The organism is Algoriphagus sanaruensis (assembly GCF_001593605.1).
In the GTDB taxonomy this organism is placed as follows: Bacteria; Bacteroidota; Bacteroidia; order Cytophagales; family Cyclobacteriaceae; genus Algoriphagus; species Algoriphagus sanaruensis.
The window spans coordinates 1,312,953-1,332,937 of sequence record NZ_CP012836.1 but is presented as its reverse complement, the minus strand read 5'-3'; the positions used below and the strand labels follow the sequence as shown (position 1 = coordinate 1,332,937).

The 19,985-nt window shown below is 44.5% G+C and carries 13 protein-coding genes; 6 read left to right on the top strand and 7 right to left on the bottom strand.

The window, feature by feature from the left end:
* Positions 1–162 precede the first annotated feature (162 nt).
* On the top strand, positions 163–2,616 hold the full coding sequence (locus tag AO498_RS05940; protein WP_082792286.1) for a DUF1549 domain-containing protein: 2,454 nt from the start codon (positions 163–165) through the stop codon (positions 2,614–2,616).
* A 178-nt stretch (positions 2,617–2,794) separates the two neighbouring features.
* Entirely contained in the window at positions 2,795–4,222 is a 1,428-nt protein-coding gene (locus AO498_RS05935) for a DUF1501 domain-containing protein (protein ID WP_067544726.1), read from the top strand.
* A gap of 61 nt (positions 4,223–4,283) precedes the next feature.
* On the opposite strand, the gene AO498_RS05930 is transcribed toward AO498_RS05935, so the two are convergent.
* A complete protein-coding gene (locus tag AO498_RS05930) occupies positions 4,284–6,962 on the bottom strand; it encodes a TonB-dependent receptor (protein ID WP_067544724.1) in 2,679 nt (892 codons plus the stop codon).
* Positions 6,963–7,115: 153 nt separating this feature from the next.
* Positions 7,116–7,949: a GLPGLI family protein gene (locus tag AO498_RS05925; RefSeq protein WP_067544722.1), complete on the bottom strand. Its 834-nt coding sequence runs from the start codon at positions 7,947–7,949 to the stop codon at positions 7,116–7,118.
* 118 nt (positions 7,950–8,067) lie between these two features.
* Between AO498_RS05925 and AO498_RS05920 the strand changes: the two genes are divergently transcribed.
* Both AO498_RS05920 and AO498_RS05915 read left to right on the top strand, forming a co-directional pair.
* The gene (locus AO498_RS05920) at positions 8,068–9,612 is read left to right on the top strand and encodes a sensor histidine kinase (RefSeq protein ID WP_067544721.1); all 1,545 of its coding nucleotides are present in this window, start codon (positions 8,068–8,070) and stop codon (positions 9,610–9,612) included.
* The gene (locus tag AO498_RS05915) at positions 9,609–10,289 is read left to right on the top strand and encodes a response regulator transcription factor (protein WP_067544714.1); all 681 of its coding nucleotides are present in this window, start codon (positions 9,609–9,611) and stop codon (positions 10,287–10,289) included. Before AO498_RS05920 ends, AO498_RS05915 begins: the two co-directional genes overlap by 4 nt.
* A gap of 107 nt (positions 10,290–10,396) precedes the next feature.
* On the opposite strand, the gene AO498_RS05910 is transcribed toward AO498_RS05915, so the two are convergent.
* The 5 genes from AO498_RS05910 to AO498_RS05890 form a co-directional block, all read right to left on the bottom strand.
* Positions 10,397–11,821, bottom strand: coding sequence for a sulfatase (locus AO498_RS05910; RefSeq protein ID WP_067544712.1), 1,425 nt, complete (start codon positions 11,819–11,821; stop codon positions 10,397–10,399).
* Between the two features lie 235 nt (positions 11,822–12,056).
* Positions 12,057–12,923 (bottom strand): sugar phosphate isomerase/epimerase family protein, encoded by an 867-nt coding sequence (locus AO498_RS05905; RefSeq protein WP_067544710.1) that lies wholly within the window; start codon positions 12,921–12,923, stop codon positions 12,057–12,059.
* Positions 12,924–13,068: 145 nt separating this feature from the next.
* Positions 13,069–14,766, bottom strand: coding sequence for a GMC oxidoreductase (locus AO498_RS05900; protein ID WP_067544708.1), 1,698 nt, complete (start codon positions 14,764–14,766; stop codon positions 13,069–13,071).
* A gap of 12 nt (positions 14,767–14,778) precedes the next feature.
* Positions 14,779–15,318 (bottom strand): gluconate 2-dehydrogenase subunit 3 family protein, encoded by a 540-nt coding sequence (locus tag AO498_RS05895; protein WP_067544706.1) that lies wholly within the window; start codon positions 15,316–15,318, stop codon positions 14,779–14,781.
* A gap of 125 nt (positions 15,319–15,443) precedes the next feature.
* Positions 15,444–16,871, bottom strand: coding sequence for an amidohydrolase (locus AO498_RS05890; protein WP_067544704.1), 1,428 nt, complete (start codon positions 16,869–16,871; stop codon positions 15,444–15,446).
* A 216-nt stretch (positions 16,872–17,087) separates the two neighbouring features.
* Here AO498_RS05890 and AO498_RS05885 point away from each other — a divergent pair, with 216 nt between their 5' ends.
* Positions 17,088–18,074, top strand: coding sequence for a c-type cytochrome (locus AO498_RS05885; RefSeq protein WP_067550272.1), 987 nt, complete (start codon positions 17,088–17,090; stop codon positions 18,072–18,074).
* A 203-nt stretch (positions 18,075–18,277) separates the two neighbouring features.
* A complete protein-coding gene (locus AO498_RS05880; RefSeq protein WP_236778638.1) occupies positions 18,278–19,924 on the top strand; it encodes a bifunctional metallophosphatase/5'-nucleotidase in 1,647 nt (548 codons plus the stop codon).
* The last annotated feature ends 61 nt before the right edge of the window (positions 19,925–19,985 follow it).

The following is a 19,985-nucleotide window of genomic DNA, read 5'->3' as shown; positions in this document are numbered from 1 at the left end:
ATTGGAATATCCTAGGCCTAAGGTCATTAAACAAGCTTGGTTTTCCAAGCTCACTTACCCCCCTACTCAAGTCAAAACTTTGGCGTTCAGGATAGAAAGTAAGCGCAAAAGCCTTATATTTTTTCAGGAAATCGGTTGCTTCCTCTTTTCAAAAAATTTCAAATGCTCACAAAAAAAATCGGCTTTATTCTTCTCCTGAGTATTCTTTTCATTTCAATTCCTGCCTTTGCTCAAGGTCCAGCTCATGATAGCCCATTTTGGCTAAGCCAACTTTTCGGCCGACTTCACCCAATGCTGGTTCATTTTCCAATCGCCTTGCTTTTGGCGGCAGCCGTGATGGAGCTGTTTACATTGAAAAATTCGCATCATTCATTTCGATCCGGCATCCGCTTTTTGGTCGTTTTGGGAGCTATTTCCGCAGTTCTTTCTGCCGCAATGGGCTGGCTATTGGCAGAAAATGAAGGCATCACAGGAAGTACCCTCGATCTGCATCGGACTGTTGGCTTGATCAGTGCTGGATTGAGCGTTTTCCTTCTGGTTTTGCTTCGCAAAAGTGAACTCAACCCCTCCACTTCTTCAATCAAAACCTACAGATTCGTCCTATTTCTCAGCAGTATAGGAGTTGGAGCGGCAGGCCATTTCGGAGCGGCTTTGACACATGGAGAGGATTACCTGACGGAGGTGTTACCCCAAAATTCCGATCAGGAAGCTCCTCATTCCCTGACGGTAGACTTGGGCACTTTCGCTTCTGAGCTTTCTCCGGAAAAAGAAATCCAACTCGTGACCAATGTCCGGTCAGTCCTCGCCCACAACTGCTACAAATGCCACTCAGGGGCTAAAATCGAAGGAGACTTACGATTGGATGAAAAGGAATTTGTCTTTGCAGGAGGCGAAAATGGTCCCATCATCATACCAGGGAATCCTAGTCAAAGCGAATTAATCCGTCGGATTTCCTTATCTAAAAACCATAAAGATGTGATGCCTGAAAAGGGCAAACTCCTCAGCAAGGAGGAAATTCAACTGCTTACCCTATGGGTGGAAAAAGGTGCCCCTTGGCCAGATGGAGTGGCTCAGCAGTCCGTGTATCGGGTAGCAGCTTTGGCACCCCGAAAACCAAATCTACCTCCAGCCAAGCCAGGTCTAGAAAACCCAATTGACCGTTGGGTGGATCAATATTTTGAGCAGAACCAACTCTCTTGGAATACCCCTGTGGATGATCGGACCTTTCTACGAAGAACGTCTCTTGATATTATTGGGCTTTTGCCTTCTCCACAGGAATTAGCGGCTTTTCAGGCAGACACCAATCCCAATAAACGAGAAATTTGGATTCAAAATCTACTCGATCGAACTGATGAATACAGCCAGCATTGGCTGACCTTTTGGAATGATGCCCTGAGAAATGACTACACCGGTACCGGCTACATCACAGGTGGACGATTCGCTATCACAGACTGGCTTTATACCTCGATCAGAGAAAATAAACCCTACGATCAATTTGTCCGGGAGCTGCTCAATCCAACTCAAAAATCCAAAGGCTTTATAGAAGGTATCCGCTGGCGAGGGACCGTCAATGCCTCCCAGCGAACCGAAATGCAAGCGGCTCAAAATGTCGGGCAGGTTCTTTTGGGATTAAATCTGAAATGTGCCTCTTGCCACGATAGCTTTATCAGCGACTGGAAACTGGATCAGGCTTATGCTTTTGCCAATATTTTTGCAGATTCCACTCTGGAAGTAAGCCGCTGCGAGCAACCAACTGGCAAACTAGCCCAAACCAAAATCCTCTGGGAAGAGCTTGGAGAAATTGATTCCCTTGCCACCAAAGCAGAGAAGCTCCGCCAACTTGCCGACCAACTTGTTCAACCTGCAAACGGGAGGATGTACCGCACGGTAGTCAACCGAATCTGGAAACAGCTTATGGGCCGAGGCATGGTAGAACCCGTGGACGAAATGGACAATGAACCTTGGAGTCAGGATTTGTTGGATTGGTTGGCCGTGGATTTCGTGGAAAATGGCTATGACCTCAAGCGGCTAATCTATCAGATTACTACTTCAAAAATCTACCAAAGTCCTTCAGTTGCTGTTTCCTCTGCCGAAAAGTTGATGTCAGAAGACTTCAAATTCCAAGGAGTTATTCGTCGTCGAATCACCGCAGAGCAATTTTCAGATGCTGTTGCTGAAATTTCTGCCCCACTTTTTGATTCAGTCGAAGTCAAATTCCGTCCCTACCAGCTGATACCCGAGGCGAAAACCAACCTGAGTTTTGCAAGGGCATCTTTGGTGGCTAACAATGAATTTTTAAAAGCCTTGGGGCGACCCAACAGAGAAATTGTATCAACAAGCAGAGATTCCCAAGCGAGCTTGCTCCAAGCTCTGGAACTCAGCAATGGTAAAAAGCTGAATAAATCACTGGTAAAAGGAGGCGAAAAATGGACCGTTGCATTCGCTGATCCAGTAGCACTGACAGAAAATCTCTACACCAAAGCCCTGCTCCGAAAACCAAGTCCTCAAGAACTGGAAGTGGCTCAAAAAGCACTCGGTCCCAATCCCAATCCTTCATCCGTCCAAGACTTGCTTTGGGCAGTCTTTCTCTTACCCGAATTCCAATTGATCTATTGATGAAAATATCTATGACCTATGGTTCGGAACCAATCGGAAAATTCCTCTTTTTTCCTTGGAAGGAAGACAGAAGACGGAAGAAAACCCTTCGGTCTTCAGTCATCGGTCTTCCAGCCAAGAATGTTGAAGAGAACAAAAAATTCTGAATTCTGCAGATAGTTAATAAGAACTACAACCTATGAAATACCTTCAGACCCGACGCGACTTTCTTAAGAAAACCAGTGCAGCAGCCATCACAACCATGGGAATGGGGGCTCCATTGGCCGGGTTGCTTTCCTCCTGTGAAAGTAAAATCCCCACCACCGCCGACTCGGTGATTTTGCTTTTTATGGCCGGAGGCATGGCTCATACCGAAACCTTTGATCCTAAAAAATTCACCCCATTCCGCAAGGGAATGGAAGCCAAGGAAGTGCTGAGTACTTTTCCTTCTATCCCCACAAAACTGGATGGCATTTTCCTTTCCGAAGGATTGGAAAATATCGCATCAGTGCTGGACAAAGGAACCTTGATCCGATCCTATCAAGCGGCTGATTTGGGGCACATTCTCCATACAAGACATCAATACCACTTTCACACCTGCTATGAACCGCCACAATCCGTGGTCGTTCCTCATCTGGGCAGTTGGATTGCCAAGGAAAAAGGCCCACTCAATCCGGTCATTCCTCCCTTTATAAATATTGGGCAGCGCTTTACAGTCGGTGAAGGGGAAGAACTCAAAGCCTTTCACTCTGCAGGGTTTTTGGGTTCAGAGTATGGGCCATTTTTGATTCCCGACCCATCTACCGGATTGGAAGCAGTGAGACCTCCCGTAGGTATGGATTACAAGCGATTCGAAGGTAGAAATCAGCTCTACAATGACTTGGTCGCCGCCAGTCCTATGGGAGAATTTGGTTCGGATTACCAAAAGGAATCTTTGAAAAGATCTATGGAACAGGCCTACATGCTGCTCAATTCTCCCGAAGCCAAAGCCTTTGACCTCAGTCAGGAACCCAAGGAAAGTTATGATAAGTACAACACGGGACGCTTTGGACTGGGGTGCCTATTGGCCAAAAGACTCGTGGATCAAGGCGCTCGATACATCACTGTGACTACTGAATATGAGCCATTTTTCGGTTGGGATACGCACGACAACGGGCACACCCGACTGAAAGACATGAAGAAACTGATCGATGGTCCTATTGCCCAACTTATCAAAGATCTAGATCAAAGTGGCAAGCTTGACCGCACCATGGTGATCATCGCCAGTGAATTCAGCAGAGACATGCTGATGGAAGGACGACCTGATCTCAAAGTCCAAGACCAAGTAGAAGTGCCCGATATCATCGAGGATATGAAAAACTACGGCATGCACAGGCATTTCACTGACGGCTGTTCGGTCCTGATGTTTGGAGGAGGGATCAAGCGGGGACATGTTTTTGGCAAAACTGCTGACGAGCGCCCATGTAAGACCATCGAAAACCCAATCAAAATCGACGGAATCCACCAGACCATTTACCATGCCTTGGGAATTCCTCCCGATAAAAACTATGAAATCGAAAAGCGACCTTTCTACACTACTCCTGATGGAAAGGGAAAGGTAGAGTTTGGTCTTTTATCAAAATCCTAAAACCATCCCTAGCCTTTTTAAAAATCAAAAACCCAGAAAATACCCGGGTTTTTGATAGCAACTAGAGGTCAAACTTTACCGTCAACAAGCCATACCTTGGCTGCACCAAATAGGAATAGGTACTGATCAGGTTTTCATTGAAACTATCTCTTCGAATCGCGCGCGTATCCAAAAGATTCCACACAGACAATCTAAACTCCCATGGACTTTTTGCAGATCGATAGCTTAAAAAGGTGTTTAGGAAATCAAAATCACTTCGCGTTCGGGCAGCTTGATTGAGATAGGCATTATAGGTGTAATCTGCATTCAGTTTTAGTCCTTTCAGGAGATCCAAATCAATTTCAATCTTTGGGCTATGCGTCGTAAAAGTATTTTGGATAGGGCCGGAGGTATAGTTATTAGCAGTAAAAGAATAGCCCAAATCAATTTCCAAAACCTTGAAAAAAGTCGTTGTGACTCGCGTATCGTAAGTCTGGGCAAATTGAAGATTTTGGGCAGGCAAATCATTCAAAATCAAATTGGTGGAAAATGAATTCCAACGTCCACCAAGTTCAAACTTAAATTTGTCTAGTGCTTTGTCCAGGCGCACCTCTCCATTGAGCGTCTCATTGATTGGCTGGATATTCACGAGGGAAAGTAAACGGTTGATTCCTGCAAAGTCGGTGGTAGTGGTCACCTCATTGCGCTTGCGCTGATAATTCAAATTACCAAAAACGGTAAGCCCCGAAAACATATCAAAGTGAGTATAACTCAAGGTGTGCGTATCAAACAATCCATTTTCCAATTGTCGATTTCCTTGGAATACCGCATTATAATCCTGAAGAACCAAGCCTTGAGCTAATTTCTGGATATCCATAAAATTAGCCTCTGTCTGGAATCGATAGGTCAAGGAGCGGTTAGATTTGATATTCCATTTCGCATACATTGCCGGCAAGGCTAGGACTTTATCGAAATTGAATTCTCCAGGTCCTTGCTGATCGCTCCAAGTGTATCGATGTAAAAAGACGGAAGGGCTCAAAATCCATTTTTTCCATTTGGTCTTCCAAGTGGTTCCCAAATAGAGATCCTGAAGACCAAATTCAGTATCGTTGGCAAATTCTTCGAAACTATTTTCAAAGCCCGCCTGAGCCAATGATCCCATAAGCCGCTGCGAAAAATGCTGATACCCCAGCGACCAATTGAGGTGATTGGTGGGATTGAGGATATAGTAATAATTGAAAGCTCCCTCTAGCGTTTGGGTAGAAATTTCCTGAGCCTGGATTAATTGATACTCTTCTGATTCTGGAATCCGAACCAAGCCGAGTAGCGGCCTCAAGTTGGTGGTAAGATCAAATACAGGATCAGTGAATTTGGACTCCCAGTTGAGCTCCGTAGAAAAAACATGTCGATCGCTTGGCGCATGATACCATTCTAGCTTTTGTTGCATAGAATAGGGACGTCGGGTATTCAGCGATTGGAAAGTTTGCGCAAACTGTTGATTAAAACTTGAAGCAAGTTGATTTCCATTGGAGATCGAAGCGAGCTTTCCAAAAAGACTGTATTTCAAGTAAGTCTCCTCCTTTGGGGTAAAAGTCAAGGCATATTTGGCAAGAGCCGATTTGTTTTCGACTTGACTGGCCGAGGCTAGAATTTCCTGATTATTTCCTTCACCATTCAAATAAGTTCGAAAAGAAGTGCTACCCAATTCATTTTTAGAATTGGAAGCAATCACAAATCCGGCATGACGCCATTTTTTGGAGGGCGTAAAATTGAAATTCAGAGCTCCCAAATCTGTATCCAATTGAGCAGCATTGGTTCGATTGGCCATTGGAATCCCCAAATCATCCCCATTTAATTGGACACGGGAACCCGCTTTACCTCCCAATCCAGCCATTCCTCCACTAAACCGGAAGTAATCTTGAAGAGTAAAGGTTTGCTCACCTACATTATTACTACCTCCGATTAAATTGATATTGGTCTTAGGAGCATAGTAAAAGACATTTGCATGACCGAGATATCGCTTCTGAGGACCTACTCCTGCCTCCAAGTCTCCAAAGACCATGTTCTTTTTTCCGTCTTTCAACTCGATATTCAAAGCAAGAGTCTCATTCGTGTCCAATCCCCGAATCGGCGAAACCTCATTGAAATTTTTCAATACCTGCACCCGGTCCACCGCATTGGCAGGGAGATTTTTAGTGGCCAACTTGGTATCGCCATCAAAGAATGTTTTCCCATCTACCAAGACCTTGTCCACCTTTTTACCCTGAACTTTTACCTCTCCGTTTTCATCCACCTGAAAGCCCGGCAGCTTTTCGAGGACATCTTCCAGTTTTCGTTCCGTACCGGTAGTGAATGCATCCGTTTTATAGGTCAGCGTATCACCTTTCATGGTGACAGGCATTTCTGAAACTACCTCGACCAGTCCCAATTCGGTATCACTTTGCTTCAATTTGATCTGAAAGGACACCTCAGAATCCCATTCTTTCACCGGCATTTCGAACTTCTGAAAACCCACAAAGGAAATTCTAAGCAGGTATTCCGCTCCCGGCGCCAATGTAATTTTGAATCGCCCTTCGTCATTGGTAATCCCAAAGCCACCGATTTTTTGAGTGCTTTGGTTAATAGCCACCACATTGGCATAGGGAATCGGTCGATTGAGCGAGTCTAGGACTTGCCCAATCAGAGGTTTACTTTGCCCAAAAGCTGAGAAAGCAAATCCAAAGAAAACGGCAAGGAGAAGTAGTCTTTTTGAAAAAGGCATGTTGGTTTAGTCTTCTGAAGTGGTAAAATTGGAAGGTTGGAAAATTGGAAAGATGCTTTGACTCTGTAAACCCTCTGGAAAATCGAGAATGGACAGGATTATGACTTAGCTAAGCCCGACATCGCACATCGGTCCTCCAGCATCGGACTTACATCAGTTTCCAATTCGAATCGTAAACTGATTTCCGTCTCCGGGCTTTCCTTGATAGCGGTTCATCATCTGCTTCATTCCTTCCTCCTGCATGGCTCGGAATTCTTCACGAGTTACTTCTTTTCCACGCTTCGGACGGACTATCGCCACAGGTTCGGCGGAAGGATTCAATTCGATTTTCTCACAGATCAAGGTTCTACCTGAGCTTTGTACCTCCAAAATCAAACCCGGAAGGCCGAAGAAATTTTCAGGACCATGAGGCACAGGGATATCCGGAGTAAACCAAGCCACCACTTGAATGGTATCTTTCACATTTTCCATTTCGGTCATACCTGTAGAAAAACGCTGGGAGTCGATAATTCGAGAATAAGTTGCTTTTTGAGCGGTATAGTTTCCTATTTTCTTGGTTTCATCGGACAATTCCCATTCAGCTACCTCAAGCGCATCTTTGATCAAAAATTCCTTTCCCATCACATCTTGTTCCTGCTCGTAGGTTTGATCTGCGACATTTTTGTACAATACCCGATCTTGGCTACCAGTGTTGATCACGATTTGCATTCCACCAGAGGAAGCTGTAGCAGGTCCACCTCCCAAGCTTTCCACCTGCTTCCAGTTGGATTCAATCGGGTTGAAAGAAAGGACATATTCACGCTCCATTTGCTTTTTAAGCTGTGCCTGGATTTCAGCCATTTGTTCAGGGGCCATTTTCGAAGAATCCATTTCAAATCTGAAGGCCGAGGAAGATTTGTAATAGGCTCTTCCGGTAAGTCCTTGGGCAAAAAGATGAACCATACTAAGAAGGCTCAATGCAGCGATTAGTACTAATTTGATTTTCATAATTGGGTGTGTTTTGTGATTGCAAAGAAGAAGTATCAAAAGAAAACAATCCGTTAAGCACTGTTAACGTGTGTTAACCTGGATTTTTTCGGGCTTTTTATCCGGCTAATTTAGCGATGTGGAAAAACTGAAACTCAAACGAATCGGAATTTTAATCGGGCTCACCTTGGCCATCAGCATTCTAGTTCAAGGCTGGAGACTGGTCAATCAGTTTGAGGTTATCCAAACCCAGCTTATCAGCGATATTCAACAGAGTTTGGATAATGCGGTCGAGAATTACTTTGCGGAGTTGGCCAAAACAGATGTGATTGCAATGACAGACCTGCCAACTGGAAATTTTCAATTCAGTTCGGATAGTCTTCCTGATCCTCACCAAATCACCAAAATCCAGGTTGACCGCCTAGATAGTACTGGGGGATTTTTGGATCGAGTCACCAAAAGCAATCGAATCTTTGAGACCATAGAAAAAATGGAAAGCGGCGGATTTGACTCTGCGTTTTGGAGTTCCTTGGAGATGGATTCGACCTCAAGTCTGGTTTTGATGGATTCATCGAGAAAAATAGCCTTAGATCAAAAAAACAGAGTACAGGTATTTTTCGGAAAAGACCAAGCTGACAGCATCAATAACTTAAAGATTTTCACCAGCAAAATCATCATCTCGATCACCCGGGACAGTTTGGATTTTGACAAAATCAATGCACTGTTATTTAACGAACTGGACCGAAGAAGTATCACTATCAACTATAGACTCTATCAGCTTTCGGGAGATGCCAAGGCCTACAGCGTCATATTGAATTCCAAGGAAAAAATGCCTTTTCAGGTAACTTCTCGATCCACTTTTCTCCCACCGGGACAGATTTTGGAAATGCATTTTGAGAATACGGCCACGACCATTCTTCGAAGAGGATTAATAGAAATCCTGACTTCGGTTCTATTTCTTGTGCTCATCTCTTTTGCCTTTTACTACCTCTATCAAACGATCAAAAACCAGAAGGAAATCGCCGAAATCAAGCAGGATCTGATCGCCAATATCACGCACGAATTCAAAACTCCAATCGCCACCACGCTATCTGCAATTGAAGGAATACTACAATTCAATCCGGAAAATGATCTTCAAAAAACCAACCGCTACTTGGGCATCTCCAAAACCCAAATGCTAAAACTGAATCAAATGGTGGAAAAACTATTAGAAACTGCCACCTTGGATTCAGATCAATTGATCATGAAGAAGGAGCCAATCGAGCCCGAACCGCTTTTGCGGCAGTTGGTCCAAAAGTTCCAGACTTTGGCTCCGGAAAAACAGATTGACTTGACAATTCCCTCCCATTGCAAACCCATTTTCGCAGATCCGTTTCACTTCGAAAACGTGCTCTCCAATCTCCTCGATAATGCCGTGAAATATGGTGGGGATCAGATCCGAATAAGCTTGGATCAAAACGGAATGCACAAAATCCGAATCTACGACAATGGAGGAAATATCAGCCCAGAACAAAAGGAAAGGGTATTTGAGCAATTTTACCGTATCCCCAAGGGAGATTTACACGACGTAAAGGGCTTTGGAATTGGCTTGTATTACGTGAAAAAGATTCTCGAAAAGCACGAGGGCAAAATCGAACTGGAGACAGGAAAGAATTCAACCACCTTTATTACTTACTGGCCATGAGCAAAATCAATGTACTGTTGGCCGAAGACGAATTGGCACTTGGAATGATTATTCAGGAAAGTCTGGAGAGCCGGGATTTCAAAGTAAGACTTTGCGCAGACGGACAAAAAGCCTGGGAGAGTTATCAAGGTCAAAAGCCTGATGTGCTGGTTTTGGATGTGATGATGCCGAAGAAAGATGGGTTTTCGCTCGCTGCCGAAATTCGAAAAATCGATCCCCATACTCCAATTATATTCTTGACTTCGAAAAGTCAGACCGAAGATGTGGTGAAAGGCTTTGGCTTGGGGGCCAATGATTACGTTCGTAAACCTTTCAGCATGGAGGAATTGATCGTGCGAATCAAAGCTCATTTGGATAAAATTCGAGTTCGGCAAAGTCAAAGCGATTGGATTACCTTAGGCAAGTATGAATTTCACCCCACCCGTCAGTTGCTAAAATTGGGTGAGATAGAAACTCCCCTTACGGCGAGAGAAAGTCAGCTTTTGCAAATGCTTTTGGAAAACGCCAATGACATTACCGATCGGACACTGATTCTAAATCAAATCTGGGGTTCGGACGACTTTTTCAACGCCCGAAGCATGGATGTATTTATCACCAAGATCCGCAAAAAACTCCAAGACGACCCGGCGATTAAAATATTGAATGTGCGTGGATATGGGTTTAAGCTGGTTTGCTGAAACTTTTTCGGATTACAAATCCATCGATAGGAAATTCGAGATAGCAAATCTCGGATAGCGAGAGAATAGCGGAGTAGTGGCGAGGGTATGATGTAAGCTTGTGTTGATTATTTTTTCATAGGCAATCTAGCCCCAGTTTCCTTCCACCACATTTCAATCTTGGCCTTTAATTGGACAACTTGCTCAGGCATCTCTTTAGCTAAATTCTTTTCTTCCATGGGATCTTTTTTCAGGTCAAAAAGCTCAGTACTTCCATCCTCGAAATAGTAAATCATTTTGAAATCCCCCGACCTTACGATAGAATGCGGAGTCACATCCGGCTCACGATAGTGCGGAAAATGCCAAAATAAATCTCTGTCCAACTCCCCTTTCTCACCCTTCAAAACAGGCCAAAGACTACTTCCCTCAAACCCGGGCTGGTTGGGATTTTCGCCCAAGGCATCCAAGATCGTGGAAATCCAATCCATCGAAATGGTCGGTACAGAAGAGGATACATTAGAAACCACTTGACCGGGCAAACTAACTAGGGTGGGAATTCGAATCCCCCCCTCATACGGATATCCTTTATATTCTCTAAGGCCTATGTTCCAGGTCACAGGATTAGTTTTGTTTCCGATCAGGCCTCCATTGTCCGAAGTGAAAATCACCAAGGTTTTTTCCCTTAATCCAGTTTGATTGAGGTAGTCAAGTAGCTTACCGACATTACTATCCAAGTTTTCAATCAGTGCCGCGTACACTGGATTTTTTTGCTGACCGGGAGTCTTACTTTTGTATTTCTCCACCAAATCCTCTGGCCCCATGATCGGAGTATGCACCGCATAAGGTGCCCAATGGACAAAAAATGGCTTTTCTGAATTGTTCTTCAAAAACCCGATGATCTCGTCTGATTCTCGATCTGTTAAGAATTCACCGGCTTTTCGAGGAGGCAAATTTTTGATCTGGTAAAATTCTCTTGGTGTTTGAGGTAGGTAAGGGTCAAAATAGCTGGGCGGCTGTCCCAAATCATTCCCTCCGATATTGAGGTCAAACCCTTGATCTTCGGGATGCATACCTTCTTCCCCTAAATGCCATTTCCCTACGTGGAGACTGGTATAACCCAAAGGCTTCAACCGTTCGGGGATGGTCTGTTCTTCCAAGGGAAGAAACCCCTGAATTTTTGGAGTTTTCAATGGTTTATCTGCAAAATCCTCATATTCCCCTGGCAAACCAGAAGTGGAAAACCCTTGAAATTTTGCCCGGATCCAATCGGTAATTCCTACTCTTGCCGGATATTTTCCTGTCATCAAAGCCGCTCGGGAAGGGGAGCAAATAGATGCTGCGGCATAGGATTGGGTAAATCGCATCCCCTCTTTTGCCAATTGATCCAAATTTGGAGTTTCGTAAAAATCACTTCCAAAGACCCCCAAATCAGTTGCTCCAAGGTCATCGACATGGATCAAAATGACATTTAATTTCTGCTTTTCTTGAGCAAACCCTCCAAAAGAACTTCCGATCAAAAAACTGATTGTCAGAAACTTAACAAGCTTATTCATGAATCAAAATCAGCGGTTATGAAGTGTATAAAATCAATTCATTAAAATTTTCAGCCATGACCTAAACCAGCCCCGTATCTACTCTTGATTTGTCATCAACGATTAGGTTTATTCAGTTTAGTTCAAAGTCAGAGGAACTGGGAGGAGCATCCAAGCGCTCCTTCCTCCCTCTGCACCATTTTTTAAAAGGCTTTAAACTCCTTTTCCAAATTTTCGAAGTATAGAAAATTTAAACTCAATACCTCAGGCTCTTTAAGTAAGCGATGCTTTTTGGCAAAGCTTCCAATTCGTGGTCACCTTCATCCTCGATAAACATATGCTTAATTGCGATTTTATTGGCTTCTCGAAGGATGGCAGGAAAATCCAATTCTCCTTGACCTAGGGGTACATCATTTTCAGGCCCAGTCAAGCCCGTCATGTCTTTAGGAGCTCCTTTTCGGAAATCCTTCAGGTGAAGCGAAACCCATCGCTTTCCATATTTTTTCAATAGTGCCGCGGGATCGCCTCCTCCAAAATGTGTCCACATCACATCCATTTGCAAGGAGACATAATCTGGATCGGTGTTTTCTACTAGGTAGTCAAACAAAGTCCCTTTGCCATAAGGCTGAAACTCATACCCATGAACATGGTATTTGAAGATAATTCCATTATCCTTCAAAACTTTTCCTCCTTCATTAAAGGCCTTGATCGCGCGATCGGCATCTGCTTTGGAAAACTGCCCGCGCTGATGAGGAATCCAGGCACACATGACATACTTCGCCCCTAGTGCTTTGGCACGATCAGCAACCGCCTGAGGATCGGACTCTAATTGCTCGAAACCTGTCCCGGTAGAAGGCAATGAAATTCCACGATCTGCCAGCATTTTCTTAAAATCCTCAACGCTTACCCCCTGAGGTGCCCCGCCTTCAAATTCCGTAAAACCCATTTGCTGGATAATGTCTAACGCTTCTGGAACACCCTTTTTCCATTGATTTCGGAACGTGTAAGAAGCAAAGCCAAGGGGAACCTGAAGCATTGGATCACCTTTTTTCTGAGCTTTAGTTTCAGAAGGGGTTATGATCCAAGCCAAGGATAAAATCAGGAGGGTTAGGATATTTTTCATAGGTTCTTTATGGGTTGTCTACGGTCGACAGTCCTCGGTCCACTGCTGCTTGCAAAGTACTACACTCGATAAGGGCAAATCAAACCAAAAGCCTGGATGGTAGATTAGCTGGCTATCGACTGTCGTCCGTGGACCGTTGACCAAATTATAAATTCAATTTATTCAACTCCTCCACGGCATAATTAGCAGCTCGGGCAGTGAGGGTCATAAAGGTCAAGGTTGGATTTTGGGTACTGGCACTAGTCATGCATGCCCCATCCGTCACGAAAACATTTGGACAGGTATGAAGCTGATTGTACTTGTTGAGCAAGGAGGTCTTGGGATCATTGCCCATACGGACACCTCCCATTTCATGAATATCAGAACCTGGAGGTGAACCTCGATCGACGACATTGATATTTTTAAATCCCATCCGCTCGTACATTTCAGACTGCTGCTCCACAAAGTCTCGGGTCATCTTATCGTCATTGTCTTTCCATTCTACAGACATGATGATTTTAGGAATCCCATATTTATCTTTTTCACCTGGAGAAAGCCGCATGTGATTGGATTCATCAGGCACCATTTCACCTTGCATCCAGGCTGCCATGCCCCAAAGTCCATATTTGGGATTGAGTAGTTTATCTCTAAGCGCATTTCCGATAAGTTCTCCATTGCCGTCCAATTGTCGACTGGCAGACATTCCAATCGCATATCCTCGCAAGAAATCCGTCTCCTGACGATAGACATTCCGGAATCGTGGCACATAGGCGTGACCGGGATTTCGCCCGTCGTTAAATTTATCTGCAAAGCCTTCAAAAGTAGCATAGCCACTTCCTCGGTAATTGTGGCAAGTGATGAATTTACCCATCAATCCATTATCATTTCCGAGTCCATTCGGAAATCTGGACGATTTGGAATTAAGGAGAATCGCGTTGGAATTGATCGTAGAGGCATTGAGGAAAATGATTTTGGCATAAAACTCAATCGCCTCGTTGGTATGGCGATCAATCACACGAACACCGATCGCTTTTCCTTTCTGTTCGTCATACAAGATAGATTCTACCACCGAGTCGGGACGAATCGTGAGGTTTCCTGTCTTTTCTGCCCATGGCAAGGTAGAAGCATTGGCAGAAAAATAGCCGCCATACACACAGCCACGGTTGCACATGTTTTGGTTCATGCACTTATTCCGTCCTTGGTCTTTATGAATTTGCTGAGGATCGGTCAAGTGGGCACAGCGTCCTTGGACCAGATGACGCTCCGAACCGTATAGCTCTTTTAATTTTTCCTTGTAATACTGCTCCACGCAGCTCAGTTCAAACCCTGGCTGAACAACCTGGTCAGGCAACACATCCAATCCATCCCTACTTCCTGCAAATCCCACAAAAGTTTCCACGTAGGTGTACCAAGGCTCCATATCCTTGTATCGGATCGGCCAATCCACCGCATATCCATCTCTAGCTGGACCTTCCCAATCAAAATCAGACCAACGCTGAGTTCCCCTTGCCCAAAGCAAGGATTTACCCCCTACATGATAGCCTCTAAACCACCGGAAGGGTTTTTCTTCGATGTAAGGCTGCTCATCTTCTGCCAAGGCCCAATGCATAGTTTCCTCCCGTTTCCAATTTGCTGCTCCCACCCCGGATCGCTTGTCAATGGGCACAACGCCACGAAACTCAAATTCCCAAGGAGCCTTGGATGCGGTAGGGTAATCTTCGATATGACGGACCATTCTCCCACGCTCCAAAACAAGGGTTTTAAGTCCTTTTTCGGTCAATTCTTTTGCTGCCCAACCTCCAGATGCACCTGAGCCAATCACGATCGCATCGTAGGTTCTTTTATCTTTTGAATCTTGTAACATGTCGATTGGGAATTAGAGTTTTTCAGCAGGTACATCCACACATCCTTTGTAATAGCCTGGCGCCACTTGGTAGCCCAAATATTCCACCATCACTTCTTTAACCGTGGTAAAGCCCATAATGGTATTGGAGCGCATGAGGTCGAAAAATTTCTTATCATCCTCCGATTCGGAGTCCCTCAATGCCAGCAGAGCGCTTTCTTTTTCTTCTGAAGAAAGATCCATAAAGCCCTTTTTACCCAAAATCTTCAACTGTGACTTGATGAGTTCTTGATCTTCTTTTTCAAAGCAATGTTCAAAAAGCTTAATCAAAAACTGATCGGTTCCTGTGCTCAAAGCGCCAATAGGTTTAGCGTCTTCGGAGGGCAAAATCGGCGGAAGACCGTCTGGAATGAAAGTAGCAGCAATGGCTGATATGAGTTGCTCTTCCTCAAAAGAGAAAAAGCCAGCATGGGTCAATCGATCGACAATTTGCCACTTCCAGTCTGCAAAGACTAAACCGGCAATTCCTGCCACCGATCCACCGATGATTTTGAGTGATTTACGTCTTTCCATGGGGGATTAAGTAAGGAGAAATGACTTGGTACAAGATAGATTTTTTTGAAAAAGTCTACATGAAAAAAGGCTGGAATTCCATAAGCGGAACTCCAGCCTTTCAAATTCTTGGCTTTCAACAAATCTTATTTTCTATAATCCAAAGGAGCACTTCGATCTCCGACCAAAGCCTCATAAGTAAAATCAGGACCTCTTCGCTTATTCAATTCGCCCAATGCTTCAGTAGTCACAGCAGGATTATTGAAAATATCCATCGCCGTCAGTGTAAGCGTCTTTGCTGCTACCATCATTCCTTTTTGTCCAATGCTGGTTCCACCGGCAGCCACTGCCTGCCAAGTATGAGCAGAAGTACCCGGTACCCAGGTTGCTGTATTCAGACCAGCAGTAGGAACCAACCAACTGATATCGCCTACGTCGGTAGATCCTCCACCTCCGGTTTCTTCAACTTTGAACGGAACAATTTTGGAAGCATCATCTGGTGAAGCCAAGACTCCTTTTGGAAAGGTCTTGATGATTTCTTCAGCAAATTTTCGCTCCTCTTCGGTATAGTTTACCCCTCCAATCAAGGTTAGGTTTTTGTGCATGATTCGGGCAAGAGTCTCGTTAGGCATGAGGTTATACACCCCGTTGATCACTTCATACTCCATGCGAGTCTGAGTCCCCAAGGCAGCTCCCTCCGCGGCTTTGACCAAACGATCAAAGATATCTTTCACGACCTGAGCATTGGGATGTCTTACATAATGGTAGGATTCCGCAAAAGCAGGGACTACGTTTGGCGCCTCACCACCGCGTGTGATGACATAATGCATTCTCGTCTCCATCGGCACGTGCTCACGCATCAAGTTGACCATGAAATTCATCGCTTCTACGGCATCAAGAGCGGATTTTCCACGCTCAGGTGCCGCAGCGGCATGAGAGGCCTCTCCATAAAAACGGAATTTGGTAGAAATATTGGCTAAGGAAGAAGTGGCTCCAGCAGCGTTTTGTGAGCCCGCATGCCAATGCAACATCGCATCCACGTCATTGATCAATCCAGCACGGGCGATATAAACTTTACCTCCTCCACCTTCTTCTGCTGGGGTGCCATACACCCGAATGGTACCTTTTATTTTATTGGCAGCCATCCAGTCTTTTACAGCAATCCCTGCGGCAACTGAAGCGGTACCAAATAAATGGTGTCCACAGGCATGACCAGCTCCACCTTCCACGATTGCCTTACGAAAAGGTACAGCATCCTGAGAAACCCCTGGCAAGGCATCAAATTCTGCCATAATCCCTATGACAGGTTTGCCAGAACCGTATTCGGCAACAAATGCAGTAGGAATATCCGCTACCCCAGCCGCCACCTTAAATCCTGCATCCTGAAGTGTCTTTTGGAGCAAAGCTGAGCTTTCTGTTTCCAAATATCCAAGTTCGGGCTTGGACCAGATTTGATGGGCTATTTGACCATAAAACTCCGCCTTAGCATCTAAGGCTTTGAGCACCTTCTGATCTTGAGCTTGGGTGAGCCCTACTGTCAGTAGAAATAGGATGGATAGTAAATGTTTTCTCATAGGGTAAAGTGGTTTTCCCGCAAATTAACCTTACCTGAGAACTTTCCAGAAAAAAAATGATGATTTGCCAAAAATACCTGATACCCCAATATTAAGATCTCGGCAAATCAGATCACTTGTTTAAATTATACTTTTACTTCTTTTAAGTCAATTTTATTTTTTTAAGGCCTTCAAATTCAATACATTTATATGCCCATTATTCAATTTGAAAGCACTATGAAGAAATTATTTAAAGTATTTGGCTACGTCATGGGGGCCATTATTCTTTTACTAGCTTGTACCTTGGCATTTTTGCAATTAGGTTTTCCAAAAGTGGATCCAGCTGAAGAAATCTCCATCGACTACACCCCAGATCGAATCGAGCGAGGAGCTTATTTGGCCAACCATGTGGCCGTATGCATGGATTGCCATTCGAAACGTGATTTCTCCCAATTTTCCGGACCTCCTACTCCTGGAACCCTTGGAGCTGGTGGAGATCGATTCGACCACAAAATCGGCCTTCCTGGAGTTTTCTACGCCAAAAACATCACCCCATTCGGGATTGGAGACTACACTGACGGAGAGCTTTTCCGATTAATTACCACTGGGGTCACCAATGAAGGAAGTCCCATGTTTCCCTTAATGCCTTATTCGTATTATGGAAAAATGGACCGAGAGGACATTTATGATATCATCGCTTATGTACGATCCTTACCTTCGATCGAAAACGACATTCCGGATTCAGAAGCTGATTTTCCAGTGAATCTAATCCTGAGAACGATGCCCAAGAATCCTGAATTAGTCCAAAAACCCTCACGGGATGACCAAGTAGCCTATGGTGCTTATATGGTAAATGCCTCAGGATGCGCAGAATGTCATACTCAAATCACTCCTCAAGGTGTCATTAATCCTGAGTTGGCATTTGGAGGAGGAAGGTCATTCCCATTTCCTGACGGATCTGTGGTTACCAGTTCAAATATTACTCCTGATGTAGAAACCGGCATCGGAAGCTGGTCGGAAGAAGACTTCGTCAAAAGATTCAAATTCTATTCGGATTCGGGGTATGTGAATCCGAAAGTCATGCCTGGAGAATTCAATTCAATCATGCCTTGGACTATGTATGCAGGAATGAAGGAAGAAGATTTAAAAGCAATCTATGCCTATTTGACTTCTCTTAAGCCTATGAAAAACGAAATCGTCAAGTTTACCTCCTCTTCAGAATAGGGAAAATTAGAAACCACGATTTTAGAATTGCCTGCTGATAATCAGCAGGCTTTTTTTGTTCAATGTGACACCTGTCACCAAAGCCCCCCAAAAAGGTTTTCTATTTTTCTGAACACATTGGGAAAAAGTACCCTTTCCCAAAATCGATTAACAACCCAAAAATTTACCCAAAATACCGAATGAAATCCTCAAGAAGAAAATTTATGGCCCAGCTGGGTGCACTCGGTACAGGCACAGGACTTTTAAGCCTAGCCCCGTCTGAAAGTACCGCAAAGCCAAAGAATGTAAACCCAAATTCTTTTACGCTTACTATCCTCCAAACCACTGATGTCCACTGTCAAATCCATCCCCATGACGAACTCTTTTGGGAGGATGGAAAGGCAGTTTATCGAAAGACTGGAGGCTATGCAGAACTCAAAACCTTTGTTGAGAAAGAAAGAGCCAAGTCTGAGCATTCATTTTTGATCGATACCGGCGACATGTTTCAGGGATCTGAACTTTCGGTAAAAACGACAGGCGAAGCCATGGTCCCATTGCTCAATGAGATTGGATATGACCTTTACTTACCCGGAAACTGGGAAGTGATTTACTACAAAAAGGCCATGCAACATCTCCTGGGATCCTTGACAGCCCCGAAGGTATGTGCAAACATGTACCATGATTTGGGTGAAGGAAAAAAGGGCGAGCTTATCTTCCCACCTTACCATATCTGGACGGTAAACGGAGTGAAAATCGGCTTCTTGGGTTATACAGATCACCTTGTCCCAATCAGACAGTCCCCCAATTACAGCCGAGGAATCATTTACACTAAGCCAGAAGAAAATCTAGCCCATTATGTAGATGTACTTCGAAATCAGGAAAAATGTGCTTTTGTCGCTGTGATTGCCCATTTGGGACTTTCTCAACAAATCCATCTAGCTAATATTCCAGAATGTGAAGGCGTCGATTACATCTTGGGTGGAGACACCCATGAGCGTGTGAGAAAACCGATCCAAGCTAAATATGCCAAAGTGGTAGAACCTGGGGCATTTGGTTCTTTTGTTGGTAAACTGGAATTGAAAATCGAAAATGGAAAGGTGATCGAGGATCGGTATGAACTCTTGGAAGTGGATGCAGTAAAAAATGCTCCAGACCCGAAAGTCACCGAACTTATCCAAAAAAATGAGCTTCCTTTCCAAGAGGACATCTACCAAATCGCTGGCTATAGCACGGTTCCACTTTATCGTTACTTCGTGATCGAAAACCCTATCGACACGATGATCCTCAACGCGATCAGTTGGCAGGTACCCGATGTTGACATTGTCTTGTCCAACGGATTTCGGTTTTGCCCTCCACGGACCACTCCCGACAAAACGGGGAATATTCCGATTACTCACGGATTCATATTTGATATGCTCCCAGTAGATAGCACGATTCGAACGGGAAAGGTCAACGGCCAACAGATTAAAAATTGGCTGGAAAAAGAATTAAACAATGTATTTGCAGAGGATGCTTCCAAGCGGTTTGGCGGCTGGGTCATCAAATTCAAAGGAATGGAAGTTGAGTTCCTTGCTTTTGGAAAAGAAGGAAACCGAGTTCAAAAGGCCTTAGTCCACGGAAAACCACTGGAAATGGATCGTGTTTATACCATCTGTGCCTGCGAGCGGGATGGAGATCCAGATGACATGCTTTGCCGATTCCGAGGAGTGCAAGACACCGAAAACACGGCTTATACCTTACATCAAGCGATGAAAAATTACCTGGCGGAAAACTCCCCAGTCACCCCAATACCGCCTAAGTCAGCTGTGGCACTTGATGCGCCAGCTACCCTGCTCACCCAAGTCTATGGCGTAGATTATCAGTTTAGATAATCCAACAATACTACCGGAGAAAAGTAGTTAATCACCCCCCAGAGAGACTGAATCCTTCGGT

Bases quoted from the DNA above. Each gene is read 5' to 3' on its own strand.
- AO498_RS05940 (WP_082792286.1), top strand. From the start codon at position 163: ATGCTCACAAAAAAAATCGGCTTTATTCTTCTCCTGAGTATTCTTTTC.
- AO498_RS05935 (WP_067544726.1), top strand. From the start codon at position 2,795: ATGAAATACCTTCAGACCCGACGCGACTTTCTTAAGAAAACCAGTGCA.
- AO498_RS05930 (WP_067544724.1), bottom strand. From the start codon at position 6,962: ATGCCTTTTTCAAAAAGACTACTTCTCCTTGCCGTTTTCTTTGGATTT.
- AO498_RS05925 (WP_067544722.1), bottom strand. From the start codon at position 7,949: ATGAAAATCAAATTAGTACTAATCGCTGCATTGAGCCTTCTTAGTATG.
- AO498_RS05915 (WP_067544714.1), top strand. From the start codon at position 9,609: ATGAGCAAAATCAATGTACTGTTGGCCGAAGACGAATTGGCACTTGGA.
- AO498_RS05910 (WP_067544712.1), bottom strand. From the start codon at position 11,821: ATGAATAAGCTTGTTAAGTTTCTGACAATCAGTTTTTTGATCGGAAGT.
- AO498_RS05905 (WP_067544710.1), bottom strand. From the start codon at position 12,923: ATGAAAAATATCCTAACCCTCCTGATTTTATCCTTGGCTTGGATCATA.
- AO498_RS05900 (WP_067544708.1), bottom strand. From the start codon at position 14,766: ATGTTACAAGATTCAAAAGATAAAAGAACCTACGATGCGATCGTGATT.
- AO498_RS05895 (WP_067544706.1), bottom strand. From the start codon at position 15,318: ATGGAAAGACGTAAATCACTCAAAATCATCGGTGGATCGGTGGCAGGA.
- AO498_RS05890 (WP_067544704.1), bottom strand. From the start codon at position 16,871: ATGAGAAAACATTTACTATCCATCCTATTTCTACTGACAGTAGGGCTC.
- AO498_RS05885 (WP_067550272.1), top strand. From the start codon at position 17,088: ATGAAGAAATTATTTAAAGTATTTGGCTACGTCATGGGGGCCATTATT.
- AO498_RS05880 (WP_236778638.1), top strand. From the start codon at position 18,278: ATGGCCCAGCTGGGTGCACTCGGTACAGGCACAGGACTTTTAAGCCTA.